This window comes from Streptomyces sp. NPDC044002 (genome assembly GCF_056434525.1).
On sequence record NZ_JBWKEZ010000002.1, the window covers coordinates 142,668 to 165,371 of the forward strand.

General features: G+C 75.0%; 22 protein-coding genes and 1 pseudogene. 8 read left to right on the top strand and 15 right to left on the bottom strand.

Translation table 11 applies throughout. From position 1 onward, the window contains the following. Positions 1-39: 39 nt before the first annotated feature. A complete protein-coding gene (locus AC07A6_RS02215; protein WP_478775715.1) occupies positions 40-1,713 on the bottom strand; it encodes an amidohydrolase in 1,674 nt (557 codons plus the stop codon). Positions 1,714-1,841: 128 nt separating this feature from the next. Here AC07A6_RS02215 and AC07A6_RS02220 point away from each other — a divergent pair, with 128 nt between their 5' ends. Beyond that, positions 1,842-2,558: a TetR/AcrR family transcriptional regulator gene (locus AC07A6_RS02220; protein ID WP_478775716.1), complete on the top strand. Its 717-nt coding sequence runs from the start codon at positions 1,842-1,844 to the stop codon at positions 2,556-2,558. Between the two features lie 10 nt (positions 2,559-2,568). Then, positions 2,569-3,156 carry a YdeI/OmpD-associated family protein gene (locus tag AC07A6_RS02225; protein ID WP_478775717.1) on the top strand — a complete coding sequence of 196 codons (588 nt, stop codon included), beginning with the start codon at positions 2,569-2,571 and terminating at the stop codon, positions 3,154-3,156. Positions 3,157-3,163: 7 nt separating this feature from the next. Here the strand turns inward: AC07A6_RS02225 and AC07A6_RS02230 are convergent, their stop codons facing one another. From AC07A6_RS02230 to AC07A6_RS02265, 8 genes are all read right to left on the bottom strand, one after another. Beyond that, positions 3,164-4,036 carry an RNA polymerase sigma-70 factor gene (locus AC07A6_RS02230; RefSeq protein WP_362458483.1) on the bottom strand — a complete coding sequence of 291 codons (873 nt, stop codon included), beginning with the start codon at positions 4,034-4,036 and terminating at the stop codon, positions 3,164-3,166. 54 nt (positions 4,037-4,090) lie between these two features. Continuing rightward, entirely contained in the window at positions 4,091-4,876 is a 786-nt protein-coding gene (locus tag AC07A6_RS02235; protein WP_478775718.1) for a carbonic anhydrase, read from the bottom strand. Between the two features lie 76 nt (positions 4,877-4,952). Next, on the bottom strand, positions 4,953-5,555 hold the full coding sequence (locus tag AC07A6_RS02240; protein WP_478775719.1) for a HutD/Ves family protein: 603 nt from the start codon (positions 5,553-5,555) through the stop codon (positions 4,953-4,955). Positions 5,556-5,639: 84 nt separating this feature from the next. Then, positions 5,640-6,011: a peptidase inhibitor family I36 protein gene (locus AC07A6_RS02245; RefSeq protein WP_478775720.1), complete on the bottom strand. Its 372-nt coding sequence runs from the start codon at positions 6,009-6,011 to the stop codon at positions 5,640-5,642. After that, complete coding sequence (locus tag AC07A6_RS02250) at positions 6,008-6,736, bottom strand: hypothetical protein (protein WP_478775837.1); 729 nt, start codon at positions 6,734-6,736, stop codon at positions 6,008-6,010. Before AC07A6_RS02250 ends, AC07A6_RS02245 begins: the two co-directional genes overlap by 4 nt. A gap of 120 nt (positions 6,737-6,856) precedes the next feature. Beyond that, positions 6,857-8,263 (bottom strand): VWA domain-containing protein, encoded by a 1,407-nt coding sequence (locus AC07A6_RS02255; protein ID WP_478775838.1) that lies wholly within the window; start codon positions 8,261-8,263, stop codon positions 6,857-6,859. 137 nt (positions 8,264-8,400) lie between these two features. After that, a complete protein-coding gene (locus AC07A6_RS02260; protein ID WP_362458472.1) occupies positions 8,401-8,604 on the bottom strand; it encodes a cold-shock protein in 204 nt (67 codons plus the stop codon). 168 nt (positions 8,605-8,772) lie between these two features. After that, positions 8,773-9,435 (bottom strand): NADPH-dependent F420 reductase, encoded by a 663-nt coding sequence (locus AC07A6_RS02265; protein ID WP_362458469.1) that lies wholly within the window; start codon positions 9,433-9,435, stop codon positions 8,773-8,775. Between the two features lie 218 nt (positions 9,436-9,653). On the opposite strand from AC07A6_RS02265, the gene AC07A6_RS02270 reads away from it, so the two are divergent. Next, on the top strand, positions 9,654-10,115 hold the full coding sequence (locus AC07A6_RS02270) for a hypothetical protein (RefSeq protein ID WP_478775721.1): 462 nt from the start codon (positions 9,654-9,656) through the stop codon (positions 10,113-10,115). Between the two features lie 56 nt (positions 10,116-10,171). Here the strand turns inward: AC07A6_RS02270 and AC07A6_RS02275 are convergent, their stop codons facing one another. The 4 genes from AC07A6_RS02275 to AC07A6_RS02290 form a co-directional block, all read right to left on the bottom strand. After that, positions 10,172-11,533 (bottom strand): FAD-dependent oxidoreductase, encoded by a 1,362-nt coding sequence (locus AC07A6_RS02275; RefSeq protein ID WP_362458463.1) that lies wholly within the window; start codon positions 11,531-11,533, stop codon positions 10,172-10,174. A 139-nt stretch (positions 11,534-11,672) separates the two neighbouring features. Further along, entirely contained in the window at positions 11,673-12,206 is a 534-nt protein-coding gene (locus AC07A6_RS02280) for a GNAT family N-acetyltransferase (protein WP_362458460.1), read from the bottom strand. 71 nt (positions 12,207-12,277) lie between these two features. Continuing rightward, positions 12,278-13,243: an isopenicillin N synthase family dioxygenase gene (locus AC07A6_RS02285; RefSeq protein WP_478775722.1), complete on the bottom strand. Its 966-nt coding sequence runs from the start codon at positions 13,241-13,243 to the stop codon at positions 12,278-12,280. Between the two features lie 157 nt (positions 13,244-13,400). Then, on the bottom strand, positions 13,401-13,901 hold the full coding sequence (locus tag AC07A6_RS02290) for a hypothetical protein (RefSeq protein WP_362458454.1): 501 nt from the start codon (positions 13,899-13,901) through the stop codon (positions 13,401-13,403). A gap of 294 nt (positions 13,902-14,195) precedes the next feature. Between AC07A6_RS02290 and AC07A6_RS02295 the strand changes: the two genes are divergently transcribed. The 3 genes from AC07A6_RS02295 to AC07A6_RS02305 all read left to right on the top strand — a co-directional run bounded on the left by AC07A6_RS02295 (position 14,196) and on the right by AC07A6_RS02305 (position 16,710). Continuing rightward, positions 14,196-14,759, top strand: coding sequence for an HPP family protein (locus tag AC07A6_RS02295; protein WP_478775723.1), 564 nt, complete (start codon positions 14,196-14,198; stop codon positions 14,757-14,759). A 105-nt stretch (positions 14,760-14,864) separates the two neighbouring features. Next, positions 14,865-15,629, top strand: coding sequence for a VOC family protein (locus AC07A6_RS02300; RefSeq protein ID WP_478775839.1), 765 nt, complete (start codon positions 14,865-14,867; stop codon positions 15,627-15,629). Between the two features lie 58 nt (positions 15,630-15,687). Next, positions 15,688-16,710: a PHP domain-containing protein gene (locus tag AC07A6_RS02305; protein ID WP_386274841.1), complete on the top strand. Its 1,023-nt coding sequence runs from the start codon at positions 15,688-15,690 to the stop codon at positions 16,708-16,710. Between the two features lie 74 nt (positions 16,711-16,784). Here AC07A6_RS02305 and AC07A6_RS02310 read toward each other — a convergent pair whose 3' ends face one another. Then, on the bottom strand, positions 16,785-17,873 hold the full coding sequence (locus tag AC07A6_RS02310) for a hypothetical protein (protein ID WP_478775724.1): 1,089 nt from the start codon (positions 17,871-17,873) through the stop codon (positions 16,785-16,787). Between the two features lie 240 nt (positions 17,874-18,113). On the opposite strand from AC07A6_RS02310, the gene AC07A6_RS02315 reads away from it, so the two are divergent. Next, positions 18,114-19,778, top strand: a complete 1,665-nt coding sequence (locus AC07A6_RS02315; RefSeq protein ID WP_478775725.1) for a carboxylesterase/lipase family protein — start codon at positions 18,114-18,116, stop codon at positions 19,776-19,778. A gap of 8 nt (positions 19,779-19,786) precedes the next feature. Here AC07A6_RS02315 and AC07A6_RS02320 read toward each other — a convergent pair whose 3' ends face one another. After that, positions 19,787-21,133, bottom strand: a complete 1,347-nt coding sequence (locus AC07A6_RS02320) for a M64 family metallopeptidase (protein WP_478775726.1) — start codon at positions 21,131-21,133, stop codon at positions 19,787-19,789. A gap of 163 nt (positions 21,134-21,296) precedes the next feature. Between AC07A6_RS02320 and AC07A6_RS02325 the strand changes: the two are divergent. Next, positions 21,297-22,619: pseudogene (locus AC07A6_RS02325) on the top strand (tetratricopeptide repeat protein); the annotation flags it as partial. Positions 22,620-22,704 lie beyond the last annotated feature (85 nt).

Genomic DNA, 22,704 nt, shown 5'->3' on the forward strand with positions numbered 1-22,704 from the left:
CCTCCGTGAGGGGTGGGCGGGGACCGGGCGGGGTGGGGTTCAGCCGGCGGCGGTGTGGACCGGTTCGCCGTCGACGTAGGTGCGGAGCACCCGTACGTCGCCGATCTCCTCGGCGGGCAGTGCGAAGGGGTCGCGGTCGAGTACGGCGAGGTCGGCGTACTTGCCCGGCTCGACGGTGCCGGTGACCTCGTCGAGGTGGTTCACCCAGGCGCTGCCGGCGGTGTAGGCGGTCAGGGCCTGGGCGAGGGTCAGGGCCTGCTCGGGGAAGAAGGGCTCGCGGACCTCGCCGGGGGCGGCCTCGCCGGCGGGGACGGTCCGGTTGACGGCGACGTGGACGCCCCAGAGGGGGTTCGGGCTGCTGACGGACCAGTCGCTGCCGGCCACCAGCCGGGTGCCGGCGCGCTGGAGGTCGCCGAACGGGTACTGGAGGGCGGCCCGGCGCTCGCCGAGGAAGGGGATGGTCAGCTCGTCCATCTGCGGTTCGTGGGCGGCCCACAGCGCCTGGATGTTCGCGGCGGCGCCGAGGCGGGCGAAGCGCCCGATGTCGTCGGGGTGGACGACCTGGAGGTGGGCGAGGTGGTGCCGGTTGTCGCCCGGGCCGTTGGCCGCGAGGGCCGCCTCCAGCGCGTCGAGGACCTCCCGTACGGCGCGGTCGCCGAGGGCGTGGAAGTGCAGCTGGAAGCCGGACCGGTCGAGGATCCGCACCGCTTCGGCGAGCAGGGCCGGTTCCACGAAGCTGAGCCCGGAGTTGGCGGTGGCGCAGCCGCAGCCGTCGAGGTAGGGCTCCAGCATGCCCGCCGTGAAGTTCTCGGCGATGCCGTCCTGCATGATCTTGACGCTGGTGGCGTTGAAGCGTCCGACGCGGCCGCCCCGGCGGCGCTCCTCGATCTCGGGGATCTGTTCCAGGCCGCGTTCGCGGTCCCACCACAGGGCTCCGACGACGCGGGCCTTCAGGGAGCCTTCGCGGGCGGCGCGCAGGTAGACGCCGTAGTTGTCGGGCTGGGCGGGGAAGGCGCCGATCATGGCGTCCTGCCAGGCGGTCACGCCGAGGGAGAAGAGGTGCCGCTGCGCGGCGAGCAGGCCGGCGTGGGCCTCCTCGGGGGTGGCGCTGGGCACGTGGCGGGCGACCAGTTCCATGGCTCCCTCCTGGAGGGTGCCGGCCGGGGTGCCGTCGGGCTCCCGCTCGATGCGGCCGTCCGCCGGGTCGGGGGTGTCGCGGCCGACTCCGGCGCGCTCGAAGGCGCGGGTGTTGGCCCAGGCGCCGTGGCCGTCGCGGTTGGTGAGCAGGACGGGCCGGTCCGGGACCACCGCGTCGAGCATGGCTCGGGTGGGGGTGCCGCCGGGGAAGGCGTCCATGGACCAGCCGCCGCCGCGGATCCAGTCCGCCTCGGGGTGCTTGCGGGCGTAGGCGGCCACCACGGCGAGGTACTCGCCGATGGAGCGGGCCTCGCCGAGGTCGCATCCGAGCATCTGGACGCCGGCCACCACGGGGTGGACGTGGGCGTCCTGGAAGCCGGGGAGCAGCAGGCCTCCGGCGAGGTCGACGACCTCGGTGGCGCGGTCCGCGAGGGAGCGTACGGCGCTCTCGTCGGAGACGGCGAGGATCTTCCCTCCCCCGACGGCGACGGCCGCCCGGACGGGGGCCCGGGAGGTGCCGGTGAAGACCTTCCCTCCCACGAAGACGGTGTCGGCCCGCTGACTGCTGCTGCCCATCGCGCATCCTCCGGCTCGGCGGGCGGGGCCCGCTCGGCTTGCTGGTTGAGGAGGAGTGAACGGGAGCGCAACAGTGTTGTCAACGGTGTTGCGCTGACTCCGTGCCGGATCGATACACTGGCCGCACCATGCCGAAGCCACCCGACGCCCCCGGCCGCTCCAAGCGGGCCGGAAGCCAGCTCACCCCCGAGGCGATCATCGACGCGAGCCTGCGCATCGCGGCGCGCGGCAGTGAGGACGCCTTCACGGTCCGCCGCCTCGGTGAGGAGCTCGGCGCCGATCCGACGGCGGTCTACCGCCACTTCCGCGACAAGGACGAGCTGCTGCTGTCCGTCGCCGACCGCACCCTCGGCGAGGTGCTCGCCGGCATCCCGGAGGGACTCGGCTGGCAGGACCGGCTGCGGGCGCTGGCCGCCGGGTCGCTGGAGGTCGCCCTCAAGTACCCGGTGGTCGGTTCGACCATGGCCAGCCGGACCACCCGCCGCGCCAACGAGTTCCGGGTCGTGGAACTGATCCTCGGCGCGGTGCGGGAGGCCGGGCTGGAAGGGGCGGAGGCGGCCGCGCACTACCGGATGGTCGGCGACTCCATCCTCGCCTGGGTCGGCCAGCGCGCCGCCTACCTGCTGTTCCCGCCGGAGGTGCGGGAGGCCGACGAGGCCTCCTGGAGCCGCGAGTACCGGCTGGTCGACCCCGGCGGCTTCCCGAACATCACCCGGCTGAGCGGGGAACTGGCCGCGGTGACGGAGGAGGAGATCTTCCGGCTCCGGGTCGAGGCGCTGATCACCGCGATCGAGGAGCGGGCGCGGGCGGCCAACGGGGCCTCTCCGGACCGGGGTTGCGGTTAGCCTGACCCGCATGGACGAGATCAACGGTGTGGAGGTCGTCACCTTCGCGGACGCCGCCGCCTTCGAGGGCTGGCTGGCTCGTCACCACACGCGCGCCGAGGGCGTGTGGATCAAGGTGGCCAAGAAGAAGTCCGGCATCCCGTCGGTCACCGACGACGAGCTGGTGGACATCGGGCTCTGCTACGGCTGGATCTCCGGTCAGCGGCGTTCGCACGACGAGCGGCACTACCTCCAGAAGTACGTGCCGCGCCGCGCCCGGAGCCTGTGGTCGCGGGTGAACGTGGAGAAGGTCGCGGAGCTGACGGCGGCCGGCCGGATGCGCGAACCGGGGCTCGCCGAGGTGCACAGGGCACAGGCCGACGGGCGGTGGGCGGCCGCGTACGAGTCCCAGCGCACGGCGGCGGTCCCGCCCGACCTGGCGGCCGCGCTGGAGGCGGACCCACGGGCCCGGGCGGCGTTCGAGGCCCTCGACCGGGGCGGCCGCTACCAGCTGGCACTGCCCCTGCTCCAGGCCCTCACCCCGGAGACCCGCCGGGCCCGCCTCGACCGGGCCCTCGGCACGCTGCGGCGCGCCGGGGAGCCCGGCCCGGGGGATTGACGGCGCGTCAGCGGCGCAGGCCCGCCAGCTTGTCGGGGTTAACCTGGATGCGGATGTTGCGCATCAGGCCGCCCTCCAGGTCGTAGGTGAGCGAGCCGATCGGCTCGCCCCCGGCCAGGGCGAGGACGCTCAGCTCGCCGTTGATGACCGCCGGGACGACGGTGACCCCGGCCATGGCCGGCTTGGACAGCACGCCGATCAGGAAACGGCCCACGTGGTCCTGGCCGTACAGCGGGCGGCGGCCGGCGGTGACCTTGCCGCCGCCGTCGGACCAGGCGGTGACGTCGGGGGCGAGCATCTCCAGGACGGCGTTCAGGTCTCCCCCGGCGCAGGCCTTCAGGAACCGCTGGGTGACCTGCTCGCGCTGCGCGGTGTCGGAGTCGTAGCGGTGGCGGCGCTCCGCGACGTGCTTGCGGGCCCGGGAGGAGATCTGCCGGACCGCCGGCTCCGGACGGTCGAGGAATCCGGCGATCTCGGCGTGCGAGTAGCCGAAGACCTCGCGCAGCACGAACACGGCGCGCTCCACGGGGCCCAGCGTCTCCAGGACGACCAGCATCGCCGTGGAGACGCTCTCGGCGAGCTCCTGCTCCTGCGCCACGTCGGGCTCGGTGAGCAGGGGCTCCGGCAGCCAGGGACCGACGTACTCCTCCCGCGTGGCGCGGGCGGAGGTGAGCCGGTTCAGGGACAGGTTGGTGACCGTGCGCACGAGGTACGCCTTGGGGTGGCGGACCTCCGAGCGGTCGGCCTTGTTCCAGGTCAGCCAGGCGTCCTGGACGATGTCCTCGGCGTCGCTGACGGTCCCCAGCATGCGGTAGGCGGTGGCGAACAGCAGCCGCCGGTGTTCGTCGAAGGGGTCCGTCTCGGTTTCGGTCGTGATCACCGTTCGATTCTGCCCGGCGTACGGCGGAACCCGCCACCCCTCCCCCGCCGGATGTCAGTTGAGGGTGCTCACCCGCTGGTCGTGCAGGTCGTAGCGGGCCGCCGCCACGGCGAGCTTCCCGGCGGAGATGGCGCGGGCCAGGTCCGGTTCGGCGGCGAGCCGTTCGCGGGTGCGGCGGGCGTGGGCGTCGATGGTGGCGCGGACACGGGCGTCACCGTGCTGGCTCCGGTCGATCGCCGGGCGGATCTGGTCGGCCAGGTACTGGATGTGCGCGGGCAGCCGCTCCCCCGTCTCGTCGGCGTGGACGGCCGCGCCGACGGCGCCGCAGGACTGGTGGCCGAGGACCAGCACCAGCGGGATCTTGAGCTCCAGGACGCCGTAGGCGACGCTGCCGAGCACCGCCTCGTCCAGCACCTCGCCCGCCGAGCGGACGGTCAGCAGGTCACCCAGGCCCTGGTCGAAGACGAGCTCCGGCGGGACCCGGGAGTCCACGCAGCCGAGGACGATGGCGAAGGGGCTCTGCCCCTTGGCGAGCCGCAGCCGGGTCGACGGCGACTCGTTGGGGTGCTCCTGACGGTACGTGCGCCAGCGCCGGTTGCCGGCGGCGAGCTCGCGCAGGGCCTGCTCGGGGGTCTTGGGGCGGGATCCGGTGGCCGGCGCGGGCGGGGCGGCGGAGGCGGGGAAGGCGGAGCCCAGGGCGAGGACGGACCCCGCGGTCGCGGTGCCGGCCACGGCGGTGCGCAGCAGGGCGCGACGGCTCGGCGAACCAGCCCCGCGCACGGCGGTGTTGGGGGAAGCGACCTCAGGAGAAATGTTCGACGTGCGTATGTTCGAAAGCATGCGCGACGGTATCCGGCTTTACCGTCCCTTGACCAATACATGTAATTTTATTGACCTGAATCCATCCGCTGGTGGCTCAATTCAGCCTGTCGATGGCGTGTATTCCCACAATGGCCACCCACCCCTCGGTACGGATCACACAGGCCGGGAACTCCCGCAGCAGAACGGCGTCGTAGGGGCCGAGCTCGGTGCGGGCGTCCGGGAACCCCGGGCGGTGGAGCGCCGCCGGACCCTCCAGGGCCACGACGACCAGGGTCTCGTCCGGCAGCGCGGTGAGGGCGAGTTCGCCCCGTACGACGGCGGTGCGGGCCCGGACCCGGTCCCGGTGGTACATCACGTTGAAGTTCACGACGGGGCCGCCCAGCAGCCGGCAGTCGGTCGGCAGGTCCCCGGGGAAGTGCTGCGGCGCGTACCGCTCGTCGACGACCCGCCGGGCGCCGCCGACCGTGAGGTCCATGCCCGCCCCGTCGGCCAGGGTGAGGATCCGGTCGACGCCGGGGAAGGCCGAGAAGGGTCCGTCGGCCGCCACCTCGGCGAGGCTGATCCGCCAGGCGAAGTCGGCGGTGCCCGCGCCCTCGGGCCGGGCCGCGATCTCGCGGGTGACGCCGCCGCCGTTCTTCCACGGGGCGGCCGTCCGGTCGGCGGCGCGCAGGATCCGGATCTCGGCGGGGCCGGGCATGGCGGGGGTTCCTTCCCTCGGGTCCGTACCGCCCGGCGGGCGGTACGGACCCGGGCGGCCGGGACCGAGCCTATCCGGGGGGCCTCAGCAGCCCGTGGACCAGGTGTGGGAGCCGCCCTGGTCGTTGGCACCGCCGTTGTAGCCGACCTCCTGGCCGGGGGCCAGACAGAGCGTCACCCGGCCCGTCAGCTCGCGGCCCTGGTACACCTTCACGTGGTCGGGCACGCCCGGGCCGGAGACGCCGTGGTTGGCCCAGGAGGAGTCCTGCTTGAACATGTCCCCCTCCCACCAGTGGTCGTCGCCGCTGTGCTCGATCTTCATGCCGTCGAAGTTGGCGTGCGTCCAGACGCAGAAGTAGCCGCTGCGGCAGTCCGCCGCCTCGGCGGCGGCCGAGGTGGCGAGGATCCCTGCGGTGGCGACCAGGGCGGTCGCGAGGAGGGTGGTGAAGCGCTTCATGCGGGCGGGTTTCCCTTCGGTGGTGGTGAGGTGAGCACGGTCGTGGCTTCGGTGACGGCGCGGGCGCGCAGCCGCTCCCAGTCGGCGATCTCGGCACGGTGGCGGGCCCGCACCTCGGCGAGGCCGCGGTGGGTGTGGTCGGCTTCGGGCCGGAGGTTGTTGACGACGACCGAGGCGCGGAACCAGCCGGGCTGGTCCCCGTAGAGCCGCTGCTGCGCGGCGGCGAGGCAGCCGTCGGTGTGGGCGCGTACGACGTGGCCGGTGGGGAGCGCGAGGGACAGCTCCGCCGGGCCCGCGCCGAACAGGGCCGCGCTGACCCGCCGGTCGCCGGCGTCGCGCGGGCGGCCCGGACCGGCGCGGGGCGGTACGAGTCCCTGGCGGGTCAGGCACGCGTCGGTGAGGCGCTGCGTGGCGGCCTTGATCAGCTCATCGGGATCGGGGCCGGGAACGGGCCCCGGGGCGGGGGCCTTCGCGGCGCAGCCCACCAGGACCGCAAAGCCCGCCAGGACGGCGCAGGCCGCCGCGGACGCGCGGGCCGGGGCGGACGCGCGGACCGCCACGGCCGCGCGGGCCACCGCGAGCGCGCGCGCCGGGGCGGACGCGCCGGCTGCCGCCGCGGTCGCGCCGGGCACCGCGCCCGCGCCGGTCATCGCGCCGGCGGCCGGGGGCCGTCCGGACCGGCGTAAGCGGCGGAGCGTCCGGGACCCGGGGAGTTCCTTGATCACAGTCAAGGTGTCTAGTCGCCGGAGCCCCCCGCGCGACAGGCCGGTGGGCTCTGGCTCACCCGACCGGCCGCACCTTTCACCCGGGGAAACGTTGCTGCTCCCCCGGCGGCCGACGGTCGGTCAGCGCAGGATGCCCGCCTGCCGGGCAGCCCGCAGCCAGGAGGGGAACTCCGACAGGAGCCGGTCGTACAGGTCCTGGTCCGAGACCTTGTCGATGTCGTCGACGGCGAAGAAGCCGACGTTGTCGACGCGCCGCCCGGGCATGGTGTCGAAGCGCTCCAGTACGCCGAAGCCGGCCCGGCCCAGTCCGACGAACTGCCAGAACACCGGCTCCTCCACGGCCGCCCGCAGCTCCCGCTCGATCTCGTTGTTGCGGTACACGCCGCCGTCGGAGAAGAACAGGACCAGGGTCGGGGCCGGTACCGGGTGGGAGCGTACGAAGTCCCGCACCTCGGCGATGACCTTCTGCTCCTCGTTCTGGAAGCCGACGTGCCGCATGTCGACCTGGCCGGCGACCAGGCCCTTGGGCGGCTTCCTGCGGCCGAAGACGCTCATCTGGCCTACGCGCACGTGCAGGCGCAACCACTCGGGCAGGTCGCCGATGGCGAGGTCCGGCAGCCGGGCCGGGTTGGTGGCGAAGGTCCAGGCCTGCATCTCGCCGTCGTCGTCCAGCTGTGCGGCGACGGCCGCCATCCGCTCCACCACGCTCGCGACGGTGCCGCGCGCGTACAGGGTGCTCATCGATCCGGAGGCGTCGAGGACGAGGACCACGCGGGCCGTGACCCCCTGGGCGCCGGCCTTGCTCAGGCTGACGGCGACCTGCTTCTTGCGCAGCGACAGCCGCCCCCGCATGTCCTCGGGGAGCCATTCCTCGCCCTTGACCAGCCGTACGACCGCCTCACCGGCCGGCGGGGCCGCCGCGGGCGCGGGGGTCGGCACCGGCCGGGGAGCGGGAGCGGCGGCGGGAGCGGGAGCGGTGGCCGGCGGCGGGGCCGGCGCGGGGACGGCCGCGGGCGGCGGGGCGTCGTCCACGGTGATGCCGTAGTCGGTGGCGAGTCCGGCGAGCCCGCTCGCGTACCCCTGGCCGACGGCCCGGAACTTCCACGCCCCGGCCCGCCGGTAGAGTTCGCCGCTCACGAAGGCGGTCTCCGGCCCGGCCTCCATGTCGAAGCGGGCCAGTTCGGCGCCGGAGACGGCGTCGAGCAGGCACAGGTGCAGTCCCGGGACCCGGCCGAAGGTGCCGCCGTCGGCGGAGGCGCAGAGCACGACCCGCTCGACGTCCCCCTCCAGGGCGGCGAGGTCGACGTCGAGGGTGTCCGCGCCGGGCCGCTTGCCCAGGTGGCGCACGGCCCCGGAGGCGTGGCGCGGCTGGTTGTAGAAGACGAAGTCCCCGTCGGAGCGGACCCGTCCGGTACCGGCCAGCAGCAGCGCGGAGGCGTCCACGTCGGGCACTCCCGGCCCGGGCGACCAGCCGAGCACTGCTCTGACGGAGGCGGCGGCGACCGGGAGGTTGGCGCCTTTGCTCATTGTCGTCACGCGGGACAGTCTGCCCGCTGGGCCCGCTCCCCGGGCCCGGAACGGCCCGGAACGGCCCGGAACGCACGCCGCCGGGGTCCGCACCCGTGGGTGCGGACCCCGGCGGCGCGGGGAAACCGGGCGGAGACTCAGGCGGGCACGATGTTCTCGGCCTGCGGGCCCTTCTGGCCCTGGGTGACGTCGAAGACCACCTTCTGGCCCTCCTGGAGCTCGCGGTAGCCCTGGGTGGCGATGTTCGAGTAGTGGGCGAACACGTCGGCGCCGCCGCCGTCCTGCTCGATGAAGCCGAAGCCCTTTTCCGCGTTGAACCACTTCACGGTGCCGGACGCCATATCGATTCTCCTTCGGGGCCGTACCCGGAGCCGCACTGTGCGGGCCCGGCGTCGCCGTGATGATTGACCCCGTCCGAAGATCTCTGGGAACCACACCTGCAACTGCCAGGACCGTAGCACAGGGCTACTGCATAAATGCAGAGCGTTACGTCGATCGAGTGTACGGAATCATCCCCGGAACCCGTCCGTGCGGACGGGCGAGGCCTCGGCGAGGGCCTTGGTCACGGCCTCGACGCCGCCGCGCAGCCCGTAGACGGGGGTGTCGGGCTGCTGGCGCCAGGACTCGTCGAGGCCGCCCGCGTCGACGGTGTCGAAGCCGAGCTCGTCGATGAGCGCGCGGACCGCCGCCTTCGCCTCCGCGTGGTCGCCGGCGATGGGGAGCGCGATCCGCTCGGGGTGCCCGGCGGGCCGCGGCCGGTCGATGATGTCCGCCGCGTAGGTGCCGTTGAAGGCCTTCACCACCGGGTGCCCCAGGTGGCGTTCGGTCCAGCGGCTCTCGGTCAGGCCCTCGTCCTCGACGCCGGCGATCCGGCCGTCGCGGTGCTTCGGGTAGTAGTTGCCGGTGTCGATGACGGTGAAGCCCTCGGCCGCCCCGTCGAAGAGTCCGGCGGGCAGTTCGGGGACCTTCCCGAAGGGGATGGTGACCACCACGATCTCGGCGCCGCGCGCCGCCTCGGCGACGGTGACGGGGGTGGCGCCGGTCTCCTCGGCGAGGGCGGTGAGGGTCTGCGGGCCCCGGGAGTTGGCGACCGAGACCTGGTGTCCGAGCGAGGCGAGCCGGCGGGTGAGGTTGCCGCCGATGTTCCCGGCGCCGATGATGCCGATCTTCATGAGCCCTCCAGTGCGTACGGAGTCGGTTATCGCGTCCGTCGCAACCTCCTGCCGGGACGCCGCATTCCGCCGTCGCGCGGATCCGGGGGAACGGATCGCCCGTACGGGCGAAATCTCGCCATTTCCGGGACAAGTAGAACCGGCCGGTGTCCGGGGCCCGTCATCCAGGGCAGCCGGGAACCGTACCGGCACGCGATCCCGGGGAAAGGCAACGACCGATGCTCCAGCTCCCGACCAAGCGCTTCACCTCCGTCGCCCTCGCCGCCGCCGCGGGGGCGGCCGCCCTGTCCTTGGCCGTCGCCGCCGGGACATCCGCGACCGCGGCCGCGCCGCCGTCCGTCTCCGGCAGCCCGGAGGGGGCGTTCACCCGGATCGCCGACTTCTACGGCGCGTACGTCGACGCGGTCTACGACGGGGACGGCGCCACTGCCGACCGGCTGCGCGCGTTCTACCTCTCCGAGCCCCTCCGGCGGGAGCTGCGGCAGTGGGAGGACGCCAACCACGCGGACGGGGTACTGCGCGCCCAGAACGTGCCGCTCAAGTGGAAGGTGACGTCCGTGGACAGCGGGATGGGCAAGACCAACGCCGCGGTGACGCTGACCTGGAGCGGGAACGCCACCACCACGGTCCACGTCCAGGCCGACCTGGCGACCCGGAAGATCACCGCGATCCGGGACTGACCCCGGACACGCCGGTGGGGCCCGCCGACGGCGGGCCCCACCCGTGGTCCCAGGTCTCAGGCGCCGCTGGCCCCGAGCATCTCCTCGCGCTCCACGATCTTCACGCGCTCGCGGCCCTGCGGCTCGCCCAGCGCCTTCTCGGCGGCGTCCAGCTTGTACCAGCCCTCCCAGGTCGTGTAGCGGACCCGCCGCTCGGCGAGGAAGGCCTCGACCGCCTCCGGCTCGGGGGTGGCGGGGGTCAGCAGACGCCCCTCGGCGTGGTCGGCCAGCAGGTTGGCGACGGTCTCGTTCGCGTCGCCCTTGGTGTGGCCGATCAGGCCGATCGGGCCGCGCCGGATCCAGCCGGTGACGTACGTCGAGGCGAGGTGCTCGCCGTTCTCGATGACGCGGCCGCCCTCGTCGGGCACCGTGCCGGACTCCACGTCCCAGGGCAGCTTGGGCAGTTCGTCGGAGAGGTAGCCGACGGCCCGGTAGACGGACTGGACGTCCCAGTCGGTGAACCGGCCGGTGCCCTTGACGTTGCCCGTGCCGTCCAGCTCGGTGCGCTCGGTGCGCAGGCCGACGACCTTGCCGTCCTCGCCGAGGATCTCGGACGGGGACTCGAAGAAGTGCAGGAACAGCTTGTGGGGGCGGTCGCCGACGTCGCGGATCGCCCAGTTCTCCAGGGTCTTGGCGACCATGTCGGTCTGCTTGTTCTTGCGTCGCTCGGCGATCGAGCCCTCGTCGTAATCGATGTCCTCGGGGTTGACGATGACCTCGATGTTGGGCGAGTGGTCGAGCTCGCGCAGCTCCATCGGGCTGAACTTCGCCTGGGCCGGGCCGCGGCGGCCGAAGACGTGGACTTCGAGGGCCTTGTTGGCCTTGAGGCCGTCGTGGACGTTCGGCGGGATCTCGGTCGGGAGCAGCTCGTCGGCGGTCTTGGCGAGGATGCGGGCGACGTCGAGGGCGACGTTGCCGACGCCGAGGACGGCGACCTTCTCGGCCTCCAGCGGCCAGGTGCGCGGCACGTCCGGGTGGCCGTCGTACCAGGAGACGAAGTCGGCCGCGCCGTAGGAACCGTCGAGGTCCACGCCCGGGATGCCGAGCTCGCGGTCCGCGGTGGCGCCGGTGGAGAAGATCACCGCGTCGTAGAAGGCGTGCAGCTCGTCGAGGGAGATGTCGTTCGGGTAGTCGACGTTGCCGAACAGGCGGACCTGCGGCTTGTCGAGCACCTGGTGCAGGGCGGTGATGATGCCCTTGATCCGCGGGTGGTCGGGAGCCACGCCGTAGCGGATCAGGCCGAACGGCGCGGGCATCCGCTCGAAGAGGTCGATGGACACACCGGGGTCGGCCGCCGCCTCGGACTTCAGCAGCGCGTCGGCCGCGTAAATTCCGGCGGGGCCGGCACCGACGATTGCTACCCGCAGAGAGCGAGGCATGACTGGGTTCCCTTCGACCGACAATCTGACTGATCAAGGAAACCCTAAACTAAGGCCACCCTAACCCGGCACCCGCCCCCGGGTTATGACCCCATAATCGGATCTTATGGCTTCACAAAGCCCCGCTTTGGGACGGCGCTCAGGCCTCGTACTCGGTGAGGTCGATGCTGTGCAGGGTGAGGCGGGCACCGGTCTCCGGGTCGGAGGCCTCCCCGTCGCTCTCCATCCCGAGCTTGCGGATCACGTTCGCGGACTCCTCGTTGCCGACCCGGTTGACGGCGACGACCCGGTCGAGGCCCCGGTCCTGGAGGGCGAACTCCAGGGCCGCCTGGGCCGCTTCGGAGGCGTAGCCCTGGCCCCAGAAGGCCCGGCCCAGGCGCCAGCTGATCTGCACCTGGTGCCGCGTCTCGGGCAGGTCGTCGGCGGCGGTCAGGCCGACGGCGCCGATCAGCTCGCCGGAGGCGAGGAGCTCGACGGCGAACAGGCCGAAGCCCTCGTCGTCCCACTCCTCCTCCCAGCGCTCGATGGCGTCGGCGGTCTGCTCCAGGTCGAGCGCGGAGCCGTCGCCGGTCCAGCGCATCACGTCCGGGTCTGCGTTGATCTCCGAGAGGGGGACGAGGTCGTCGTCGGTCCAGCGGCGGAGGAGGAGGCGGGGGGTGCGGATCTCGGTCATGCCCACATCCTGCCGAACGGGGTCCGACCAGGGGTAATCGGGCCCCGCCCGGACCGCGGAGGAGCCCGCCCTCAGGACACCGTGATGGCGTCGAGCTTCGCCCGCAGGTAGACGTGCGAGTCGACCGGCTCGTGCGCCACCCTGCCGACCGGGGCGGGCAGGGACTCGACGCGGGTGTGCGCGTCGCACTCGTAGAAGTAGACCAGGGAGACCAGTTCCTCGGCCGGGGCGTGCGCGGGCGGCGGCAGCACCCGGTGGCGGCCGGCCCGCCAGCGGTCCCCGGTCCAGCGGGCCAGCAGGTCCCCGATGTTGACGGTCAGCGCCGCCGGGTCCCAGGGGGCGTCCTGCCAGCCGCCCTCGTCGGTGTGGATTTGCAGGCCGCCCGCGCCCGGCTCGCGGTCCAGGACGGTCACCGTGCCGAAGTCGGTGTGCGGCCCGATGCGGAACTGCCCGGGCAGCGGTTCGCCGGTCACCTCCGCGCCCGGGTACCAGTTGACGTTGAACCCCCAGGTGGGGTGGCCGGTGTGGCGGGTGAAGTGGTCCTCGGGCAGGGCCAGGGCCACCGCGAGCAGCTCCAGCAGTTCGTCCGAGAGGGCCCGCATCGCGGCCAGGTACTCGGCCACCGGCGGCCGCAGCGCCGGCACCTCGGCGGGCCAGGTGTTGGGGCGGAACCACTCGGCGTCCACCGAGGGCACCCCCGTCGGGTCCTCGGCCGCCCAGGACCAGGACTCCTTCAGGTCGGGCGGCGAGGCCATCCCCTCCGCGTAGCTGTTGGCCTCCGCTCCGGGCCCGAGCCAGCCGCGCCCGCCCACGCTCACGGCGTACGGCTGCTTCGCCCCGGCCGGCAGCCTGAAGAAGGTGCGGGCGGCCTCCCGGATCCGGGCCGGCAGTCCCGGATCCACCCCGTGCCCGGTGACCAGCAGGAAGCCGGCCGTCTGGAGCGCCTCGTCGACGCGGGCGGCGGTCCGGGCACGGGCGGCGGGGTCGCCGGAGCGCCACGGCCCGAGGTCGATGACGGGCACCTGGGTGCTGGGCATGGGGACCTGCCTTCCGAGAAGGGGGCCGGGTGGGGCCGGGTGTCCGCTCCGAGCGTAGGGGCCGGCGGGTGTCCGCCGCCGCCGAACGGGCCCGCGTGGCCCGTGAGGGGCGGTCCGGGCCGCCGCGGTTGACCGCACCTCCCGGCGTCCGGTGCGGTCAGTCCGGGAGGGCGGTGCCGCAGCGGGAGCAGTAGCGGGCGGCCGGCTCGGTGGCGAGCCGGCCGCAGTCGGGGCAGACCCGGTGCAGCAGGCACGCCGTCTCCCCGCCCTCGGCGGCTCCCGCCGCCCGGCCCGCGGTGCCGATGCCGAGGCCGGGGCGCCGGGTGTGGACGGTGAGGTACGCCAGCCCGTGCGGGCCGGCGGTCAGGGAGCGCCGGGCACCGCGCGCGAGCCAGCAGGCGGTGTGCGGGCGCAGCCGGTGCGGGCCGTCCTCGGTGTCGATCCGGCCGCCGCCCTCCACCACGACGAGCAGGACGTCAAGGGCCGGCTCCGCGTGCTCCGCGATGACCGTTCCCGGACGCAGCCGGATCAGGTTGGCGTCCAGACCGCGCCCGGTTCCGGTCAGCCGCCACAGGGCGCCGGTCGCGTCGGCGGGGGCTTCGGCGATCACCGCGTCGAGGTCCGTGAGGATCCCGGCGAGGTGGGGGTGCGTCGTCATTGCTGTCCTTCCCTGCCGCAAGCTCGTGCCTCCGCAGTCATACACGATCACGGCCGACCGTTTCCGGCCGATCCGCTGTTTGTGTTCCGACTGCCCGCAGTCCCTCCTGTCACACCCGGTCACACCCGGCCACACCCCGGCGGTATCGCCATGGGGCCCGGGCGATAGGGTCGTGTCCGGATTGCGCCGTCCTCATCCGGATCGGACACCCCACGCCCGGCCGACGGTCGATCACCGTCCGGGCACGGCCGCTCCTGCCTCCCTGCCCCGCCCGTACCGGAAACCTGCCCCCGCATGCACCCCAGCACCACCCCCGTCGCCGACGCCCCCGGCGACGCCCCCGCCCCCGTCCCCTCCCCCCGCAGGCGCCTGATCACGCCCCGGGCCCCGGCCCGGCCGAGCGCGGCCGCCGCCGTCCACAGCGTCAGCGCCGCCACCACCGTCCTGCTGGGCCTCGTGGGGATCGGCGCGATGATCCACGAGCCGGTGCTGATACCCCCGCTGGCCGCGAGCGCCGCGCTGGTGCACAGCGCCCCCACCCTGCCGCTGGCCCAGCCGCGCGGGGTGGTCATCGGGCACCTGATCGGCGCGGCGGCCGGTTTCGCGGTCCTGGCCGTGGCGGGCAGCAGCGCCTGGGCGGCGGCCCTGGCGGCCGGACTCACCCTGGCCCTGCTGACGCTGGCCCGCACCCCGCACTCCCCGGCCGTGGCCACGGCGGTGGTGACCGTGCTCCAGAGCCCGGATCCCGCCCGGTTCGTCCCCCTGCTGTTCGGGTCGACCGTGCTGCTGGTCCTCACCGGCTACGCCGGCTCCCGCATCCGCCGCACCGCTCCGAGGTACCCCGCGTACTGGTGGTGACCGGCGGGCGCGCCTGCGCTGCGGCGAGGGGGCGCGGACGCTACTCCTTGTGCTGTGGAAATTTCTGCGAAGGACGTCTTCGGGGCCCCCTGCTGGGTGAGTCTGATGGCCCGCGACCTGGAGGCGTCCCAGCGCTTCTACGCGGCGGTCGTGGGGTGGAGCTTCCGCCGGGCCCGGCTGGGCTCGGCCTTCTCGGTGGCCGTGCTGGACGGCGTACCGGTCGCCGGGATCGGGGCGCTGGCCACGGATCTGGCGGTGGCGGTGGCCTGGACCCCGTACTTCGCGGTCGACGACGTGGACGTGGCGGCCGCCCGGATCCGCGAGCGCGTCGGCACGGTCGCGGTGGGCCCGGTCTCCTTCCCCGGGGGCGGGCGGGCCGCGCTGGTCGCCGACCCGGACGGCGCGGTCTTCGGGGTCTGGCAGGGGCCCGTCTCCTCGGGCTGGCGCGTGGGCAAGGGGCCGGCCCCGGCCTGGCTGGAGCTGCGGACCCGCAACGCCTTCGACGCGGCGCTGTTCTACGGCGAGGTGCTGGAGTGGGCCACCGGGCGCGAGGGGTGCTGCGAGGTCTCGTACGAGGAGGAGCGGGTCGTCCTGCGGCAGGGCGGGGAGCCCGTGGCCCGGCTGGACGGCGGCCCGGTGGAGCAGGGCGCCTACGCCCCGCACACGCGGCCCCGCTGGCATGTGCACTTCCGGGTGGCGGACCTGGACTCGGCCGTGGAGTCGGCCCTCGACCTCGGCGGGCGCGCCGTGTCGGTGGTCACCTCGGACGGCACCGAGCGCTCCCTCCTGCTCCGCGACCCGGACGGCGCCCTGTTCACCCTGACGGAGCGGGTCGGCCCGCCCGCCCCGGAGGGGGACGGCCCGCGCTGACGGGTCCGCTCGCCGGTCCCCGGCCCCGCGGGGAGACTGGTCCGGGAGGAGGTGCGCCATGGACCCGGTGGCGGCACTGGACCGGATCGCGTTCCTGCTGGAGCGCGCGCAGGCACCGGCCTACCGGGTGCGGGCCTTCCGCACGGCGGCGGCGGCCGTGGCGCACCTGGGCGAACGGGAGACCTCCGAGCGCGCCGCGGCGGGCTCCCTGGAGGCGGTCAGGGGCATCGGTCCCAAGACCGCCAAGGTGGTGCGCGAGGCGCTCGCCGGCCGGATCCCCGAGTACCTGGGCGCCCTTGAGGAGGAGGCCGCGGCGATGCCGCCGGGCCCGCCCCCCTCGCCGGCCGCCACCGCGCTGCGCGCCGCCCTGCGCGGGGACTGCCACCTGCACTCGGACTGGTCCGACGGCGGGAGCCCGATCGAGGCGATGGGGCGGGCCGCGGCGGAGCTGGGGCACGAGTGGGCGGTGCTGACGGACCACTCGCCGAGCCTGAAGGTCGCCCGGGGGCTGTCGCCGGAGCGGCTGCGCGAGCAGCTGCGGGTGGTGGCGGAGCTGAACGCGCGGTGGGCACCGTTCCGGCTGCTCACCGGGATCGAGTGCGACATCCTCCTCGACGGCTCGCTCGACCAGGAGCCGGAGCTGCTGGAGCGGCTCGACCTGGTGGTGGGGTCCGTCCACTCGAAGCTGCGGATGGAGTCGCCCGCGATGACGCGCCGGCTGCTCAAGGCGGTGCGCAATCCGCTGCTGGACGTCCTCGGGCACTGCACGGGCCGGCTGGTGACGGGGCGGACGCGCCCCGAGTCGGTGTTCGACGCGGAGGCCGTCTTCGCGGCGTGCGCGGAGTCGGGCACGGCCGTGGAGGTCAACAGCCGTCCCGAGCGCCTCGACCCGCCCCGGCGGCTGCTGCGCATGGCGGTCGCGGCGGGCACCCTGTTCGCGGTCGACACGGACGCGCACGCCCCCGGCCAGCTGGACTGGCAGATCCTGGGCTGTGCACGGGCGGCGGAGTGCGGGGTGCCGGAGGACCGGGTGGTCAACACCTGGCCCGCCGGCCGGCTGCTCGCCTGGACCGGATCCTAGGCGGACGGGACGGGACGGGGCCCCGGCCGCGCGGTGAGCGGCCGGGGCCCCGTCGGGCGGGTCAGGGCGGGTCGTCAGCCTCCCGTGCCGGCGGGCGGGCGGCGGTAGGTGAGGGCCAGGCCGGCCAGGACCGCCCCGGTGCCGGCGCAGAGCACGGCGGTGACCCCGGACCACTCGTAGGGGCCGCCGAGCGCGCCGTCCAGCGGGTCGAAGAGCACCAGGCCGCCCACGACGTGCAGGGTGACCACGGCGAGCCCGGCCACCGCCGCCGCCCGCCAGACCGCCGGGGTGTCGCGTACGGCGAGCAGGGCGCCGAGTGCCAGGCAGAGCAGGGACACAGCGAGCGCGGCCAGGGACTCGGGTGCCGGGGGCCGGGCCAGGTTGCCGGGGAGGTGGAGGACCCCGCACAGCAGCAGCGCGGCGGCGGTCGGCCAGCGCAGTACGTGGCCCAGCGCGCCCACCGCCGGGGCGGCGGCGGGGACCCGGTCGGGCTCAACGCGCGCCCAGTCCTCCTCGGGCGGGGCCGGCACGGCGACGGCAACGGGCACCGGCGGGGCGGCGGCGGGGGCCCGCACCGGCTCCGGTGCGGCGGCCGCCGCCGACGGCGGGTCCTGCGGCGGCGGGGGCAGGGCCGCCCGCGCGGGGGGCCGGTCCGTGCGGGGGGTGCCGTCGGGGCCGAGGATGCTGGCCAGCAGGGCCACGTCCTCGATGGGCCGGCCGACGGCCGCCGCCCGCAGGGTGATGTCGGCCTCGGCCTCCTCCAGGGGGTGTTCGCCCAGCAGGGCGACCATGTGGCGGACGTCGTCGACGGGCCGGGTGACGGCGGCCGCGCGGAGCGCGTCGTGCCCCGGGCTGTCGAGCCGGCCGCTCTCCTTCAGGAGGCTGACCAGCGCGGTGACCTCCTCGACGGGCCGGCAGGTGGCCGCCGTTTCCAGCAGGGTGCGGACCGGCTCGGGGTGCGGGGCGGGGTGCGGGTCGGGGTCGGCTCCGGGGCGGGGTGCGGGGTCCGGTCCGGCGGGGGCCGGGCCGGCGGACGGGGGGTCCGCCGCGGCGTCGGGGGTGGGGGGCGCGGGGGTCGCGGGTCCGTCGGTGGGGTCCGGGGTGGCGGGGAGCCCGTCGCGGTCGCCGTGGTCCGCCGCCGCGAGGGTGCTGGGGTCATTCATGGAAAGCTCCGTTCGCCGACGCGCGGGTCTACGCATCGCGCGCCGGTCATCGTGCGTCATGGGAAGCGCACGCTTTGTTACATTCAGCGGCACCGGCCGCGACTGCGCCATTCGGGGCGGGCAAACGGGGGTCTCCCCGGCGTGTCCGCGCCCCTGGCCGGACACGCCGGTGGCAAGGCGGGCCGGGCGCGACCGGGGCGCGCACAGTGGCCGGACCGACTCGTCGAGGAGGCCTCAGCCGTGCCGGATTCCCGTCCCGCCCGCCGCGGGCGCGTCCACCGCGGGCTGCTGGGCGCGCTGTTGCCCGCGCTGGTCCTGCTGATGCTCTGTGCCGCCGCCTCGGGGCCGCCTGCCGCGGTGGCGGTGGCCGGAGCCGGTGGGCCGCCGGTGGTGCGGACCGCCGAGGGGCCCGTACGGGGCCGCGCGCACGGGGCGTACGACACCTTCGAGGGAATCCCGTACGCGGCGGCGCCGACCGGTCCGCTGCGCTGGCGTCCGCCGGAGCCGGCGCCGCGCCGGGCGGGGGTGCTGGACGCCGGGGCGCCGGGGGCTCGGTGCGCGCAGCTGCCGGCGCTCGGGCCGGGCGGGCCGGCCGGGTCGGAGGACTGCCTGTTCCTGAACGTCACCGCCCCTGCGGGACGGGGGCGGGCGCGGCCGGTGATGGTGTGGTTCCACGGCGGCGGCTTCCGCTTCGGCTCGGGGGACGCGTACCGGCCGGAGCCGCTGGTGGCGGCGAGCGGCGTGGTGGTGGTGACCGTCAACTACCGGCTCGGCGTCTTCGGCTTCTTCGGCCACCCCGAGCTGGGCGGCGCCCCGGACTTCGGGCTGGCCGACCAGCAGGCCGCGCTGCGCTGGGTGCGGGCGAACGCGGCCGGGTTCGGCGGTGATCCGGGCCGGGTCACCGTCTTCGGGGAGTCGGCGGGCGCGCTGAGCGTCTGCGCGCACCTGGTCTCCCCCGCCTCGGCGGGCCTCTTCCACCGGGCGGTCGTGCAGAGCGGCTCCTGCTCGACGACGATGCCGCCGTACGCGCTGCTGCCGTCGGTGGGGACGTACGAGCCCTTCGTGCCCGAGCGGCGTACGGTCGCGGCCGGCACGGCGGCGGCCGCCTCGCTCGGCTGCGGCGGCCGGCCGGAGGGCCGGGTGCTGGACTGCCTGCGCGCCCTGGACACGGGCCGGCTGCTGACGGCGGAGCTGATGGAGCGGTTCTCCGGGGTCGCGTACGGCAACGCCCTGCTGCCGCTGGAACCGGCCCGGGCACTGGCGGCGGGGCGGTTCCACCGGGTGCCGGTGGTCCAGGGGAACAACCTCGACGAGATGCGGCTCTTTCTCGCGCAGACGCTGGCGGCGTATCCGGTGGACGGCGAGGAGGGCTACCGGGCGCGGCTGCGGACCTCCTTCGGCGCGGCGGCCGCCGAGGTGGGGGCGGCGTACCCCCCGGACGGCTTCGCGACGCCCGCGCTGGCGTGGGCCGCGCTGCTCACGGACGCCTCCTTCACCTGCCCGACGCTGCGGGACGGGCGGGCGCTGGCCCGGCACGTGCCGGCGTACCAGTACCTGTTCGCCGACCGGGGGGCGCCGAACTTCACCGGGCTGCCGGAGCTCGCCGGCTTCCCGTTCGGTGCGGCGCACGGCTTCGAACTGCCCTACCTGTTCACGACCGTCCCGCTGGCGGAGCCGCAGCGGGCCCTGTCCGCGCGGATGGCCGCCTACTGGACGCGGTTCGCCCGCACGGGGGCGCCGGACGTGCCGGGCGCCCCCGCCTGGCCCCGGTTCGCGCCGGGCGCCCCCTCGGTGCTGGAGCTGGCGCCGGGACCGGGCGGCATCCGCCCGGCCGACGCGGCGGCGGCGGCGCACCACTGCGCCCTGTGGGACTCCCTGGCCGCCGCGAAGCCGCCCGCTCCGTGAGCGGGGGTTCAGAGCCGGACGTCCCAGGTGAGGCTGGAGGTCAGGGCGCGGGCGGCCTCGGGGTCGCGGACCGAGGGGGTGCGGTCGGCGACGTCCACCGACAGCCGGTGGCCGCGCAGGTCGAGCAGCCACAGTTCGGCGACCCGGACCTCGGTGCGTCCCGCGAACCGCTTGAGCTCGCGGCCGTCCAGGTACCAGCGGACCTCCAACTGCCGTCCGTCGGGGCCGTGGAGGCGGGGGACGGCCACCTTGGCGGTGTGCCGCAGCCGCAGGGTGCGGTCGGTGGGGGTGAGCGGGGTGGCCAGGCGCGCGTGCCGGTGGAAGCCGGTGGTCATCGCCTCGACCCCGGGGAGGTTGAAGGGCTTGCCGAGGACCCGCATCAGGGAGTTGTCGGTGGGGCGGTAGAGGCCGGTGACGTAGTAGCCGCCGCCCTCGTACGCGCCGACGGTGCCGCCGTCGGGGGAGGTCTCGCCGAGCCAGCGGTACCACTTGGCCCGCTCCGCGGCCATCCGGGAGGCGTCGAGGGTGGAGGTGTTGGGGTCGCCCGGCTCGGTGCCGGTGTACTTCTCGTAGCCGGGGACGCCCGGGTAGAAGTACTCGTCGGCGAGCTTGCCGAGGGAGTGGCCGGTCTCGTGGATGGCGACCTGCCCGGACTTGGGGTGTCCGGCGGAGGCGGTGGAGATGCCCTCGTAGCCGAGGGTGGCGCTGGGTTCGTTGTATCCGGCGCCGCCGTACTTGGCGCTGTTGGCCAGGACGATCACCAGGTCGGCGGCGGGGGCCCTGGAGACGTACGCGTCGACCTTGGGCTGGTCCACGCAGAGCAGCCGCTCGATGGACTCGCACCAGAAGTACGAGCCGAGCGCGGTGTCCCGGACGGTGTCGGGGCCCGGGTCGCCGGAGACCCCGGACTGGGCGGATACGGCGTCGACGGTCCAGACGTTGAAGAGGTCGCGGTAGGTGGTGTACGGCTCGACGGCGGTGACCTCGGCCCACTTGGCGCGGGCGTCCGCGTGGAAGCGGTCCAGTTCGCCGGCGGTGTAGCCGTCGCCGATGACGACCACGTCGAGCCGGTCCGCGGTGGGGCCGTTGTCGATCATCTTGGTGACCTGGCCGTCGGCGGCGCGCGCGGCCTCGGAGAGGCGGGGCGCGGCTTTGGCCCGCCCGGCGGCGGGTACCAGGGCGTGGCCGGATCCGGCGTCGCCGCCGTGTTCCGGCCCGGGTATCTCGACGCGCACGCCGGCCGGGCGGGGCGGGTCGGCGGCTGCCGCGGGGGCGGTCGCGGCGGCCAGCAGCGCGGCGCTCGCGCAGGCCGCGGCGAGTGCCGTGCGCAGGGTCGGCCGGGCGGTTCGCCTCATGAAGTCCTCCGTGGGGAAAAGGAGTCGGGCAGGCTGTTAAGCAATCGGTTAACTCTGTTGAACCGGCTGCTTAAACTAGGCGGCGCGCCGGACCGTGCGCAATGGCCGACTCCGGTTCGATACTGGGGAGTTGGTACGAGCAGGGTGACAACAGGGGGATTTCATGGACGAGCCGGCCGAGATCGGACGCCGGGTGCAGCGGCTGCGTACCGAACGCGGGCTCACCCAGCGGCAGTTGGCGGAGCCCGCCTACACCCCGGCGTACGTGTCGACCCTGGAGTCCGGCAAGGTGCGCCCCTCCGAGACCGCGCTGCGCTTCCTCGCCGGGCGGCTCGGCACCTCGTACGAGGAACTCGCCACGGGCCGACCGGCCCACCTGGCCACCGAGCTGCGGCTCGCCCTGACCGACGCCCAGCGCGCCCTGGCCACCGGCCCGGCGCGGGAGGCCGCGGCGCAGTTCCGGCGGCTGCTGGCCGAGGCCGAGCGGCTGGAGCTGGCCGACGAGCGGGCCGAGGCGCTGCTCGGCCTCGGCGACTGTGCGCTGGAGGCCGGGGAACTGGCGGATGCGGCAGGGCACTTCGAGGCGGCGGAGGTGCTGCTGGCGGACCAGCCGCTGCCCCGCAGGGCCCGGGCGGTCCGGGGCCGCGCGGTCGCCCACCTGCTGGCCGGGGAGCTGCGGTACGCCTGCTACCTGCTGGAGTCGGCGATCGACGCGCTGAACGCGGGCGGGCTCGGGGACCCGGAGGCGCTGGTGCTGCTGTACTCGGCGGTCATCGGCCCGTACATCGACATGGGCGCCCATGCCCGCGCGGCCCACGCGGCGGAGCTGGCGCTGGCGCTGGCTCCGCAGGTCGGGGATCCGGCGCTGGTGGCGGGGATGCACCGGCAGGTGGCGCGGACCTTCCTGACCGAGGGCCGGGTGGCCGACGCCGACGCCTCCCTGGCGAAGGCCCAGGCGGTCTACCGCCAGCTGCGGCTGCGGACCGATCTGGCGCACTGCCACTGGATGCGCGGCTACGTCCAGGCGCAGCACGGGGAACTGGACGCGGCGGAGCGGGAGTTGCGGACCGCCCGGGAGATGCTGGCGGCGCGGCGGGCGGCCCTGTACACCGCGCAGGTGGAGGTGGAGCTGGCCGATGTGCTGCGCCGCCTGGGCCGGTACGAGGAGGCCGCCGGGCTGGTCTCGGGGCTGCTGGAGGAGGGTTCGGGCCCGGGCGCGGTGCACGCGGGCGGCGCGCACCGGCTGCTGGGGCTGATCGCCGAGGAGCGCGGGGACGCCGAGGCGGCCGAGGAGCACTACGTACGGGCGCTGGCGCTGCTGGAGCGCAGCGGGGCGGGCGGGGACCTGGCGGACCTGTGCCGGCTGCTGGGCGACCTGCTGCGCAGGGAGGGGCGTACGGAGGCGGCGATGGACGCCTACCGCACCGGGCTCGGGCACCGGGCGGCGCCGGGCACGACCACCCTGGGCCCGGCGCCGGCGGCCCCGGCGCACATGGCCCGGGGGGGGGGGGGGGGGGGGGGGGAGGGGGAGGGGGGGGGGGGGGGGGGGGGGGGGGAGGGTGGGGGGGGGT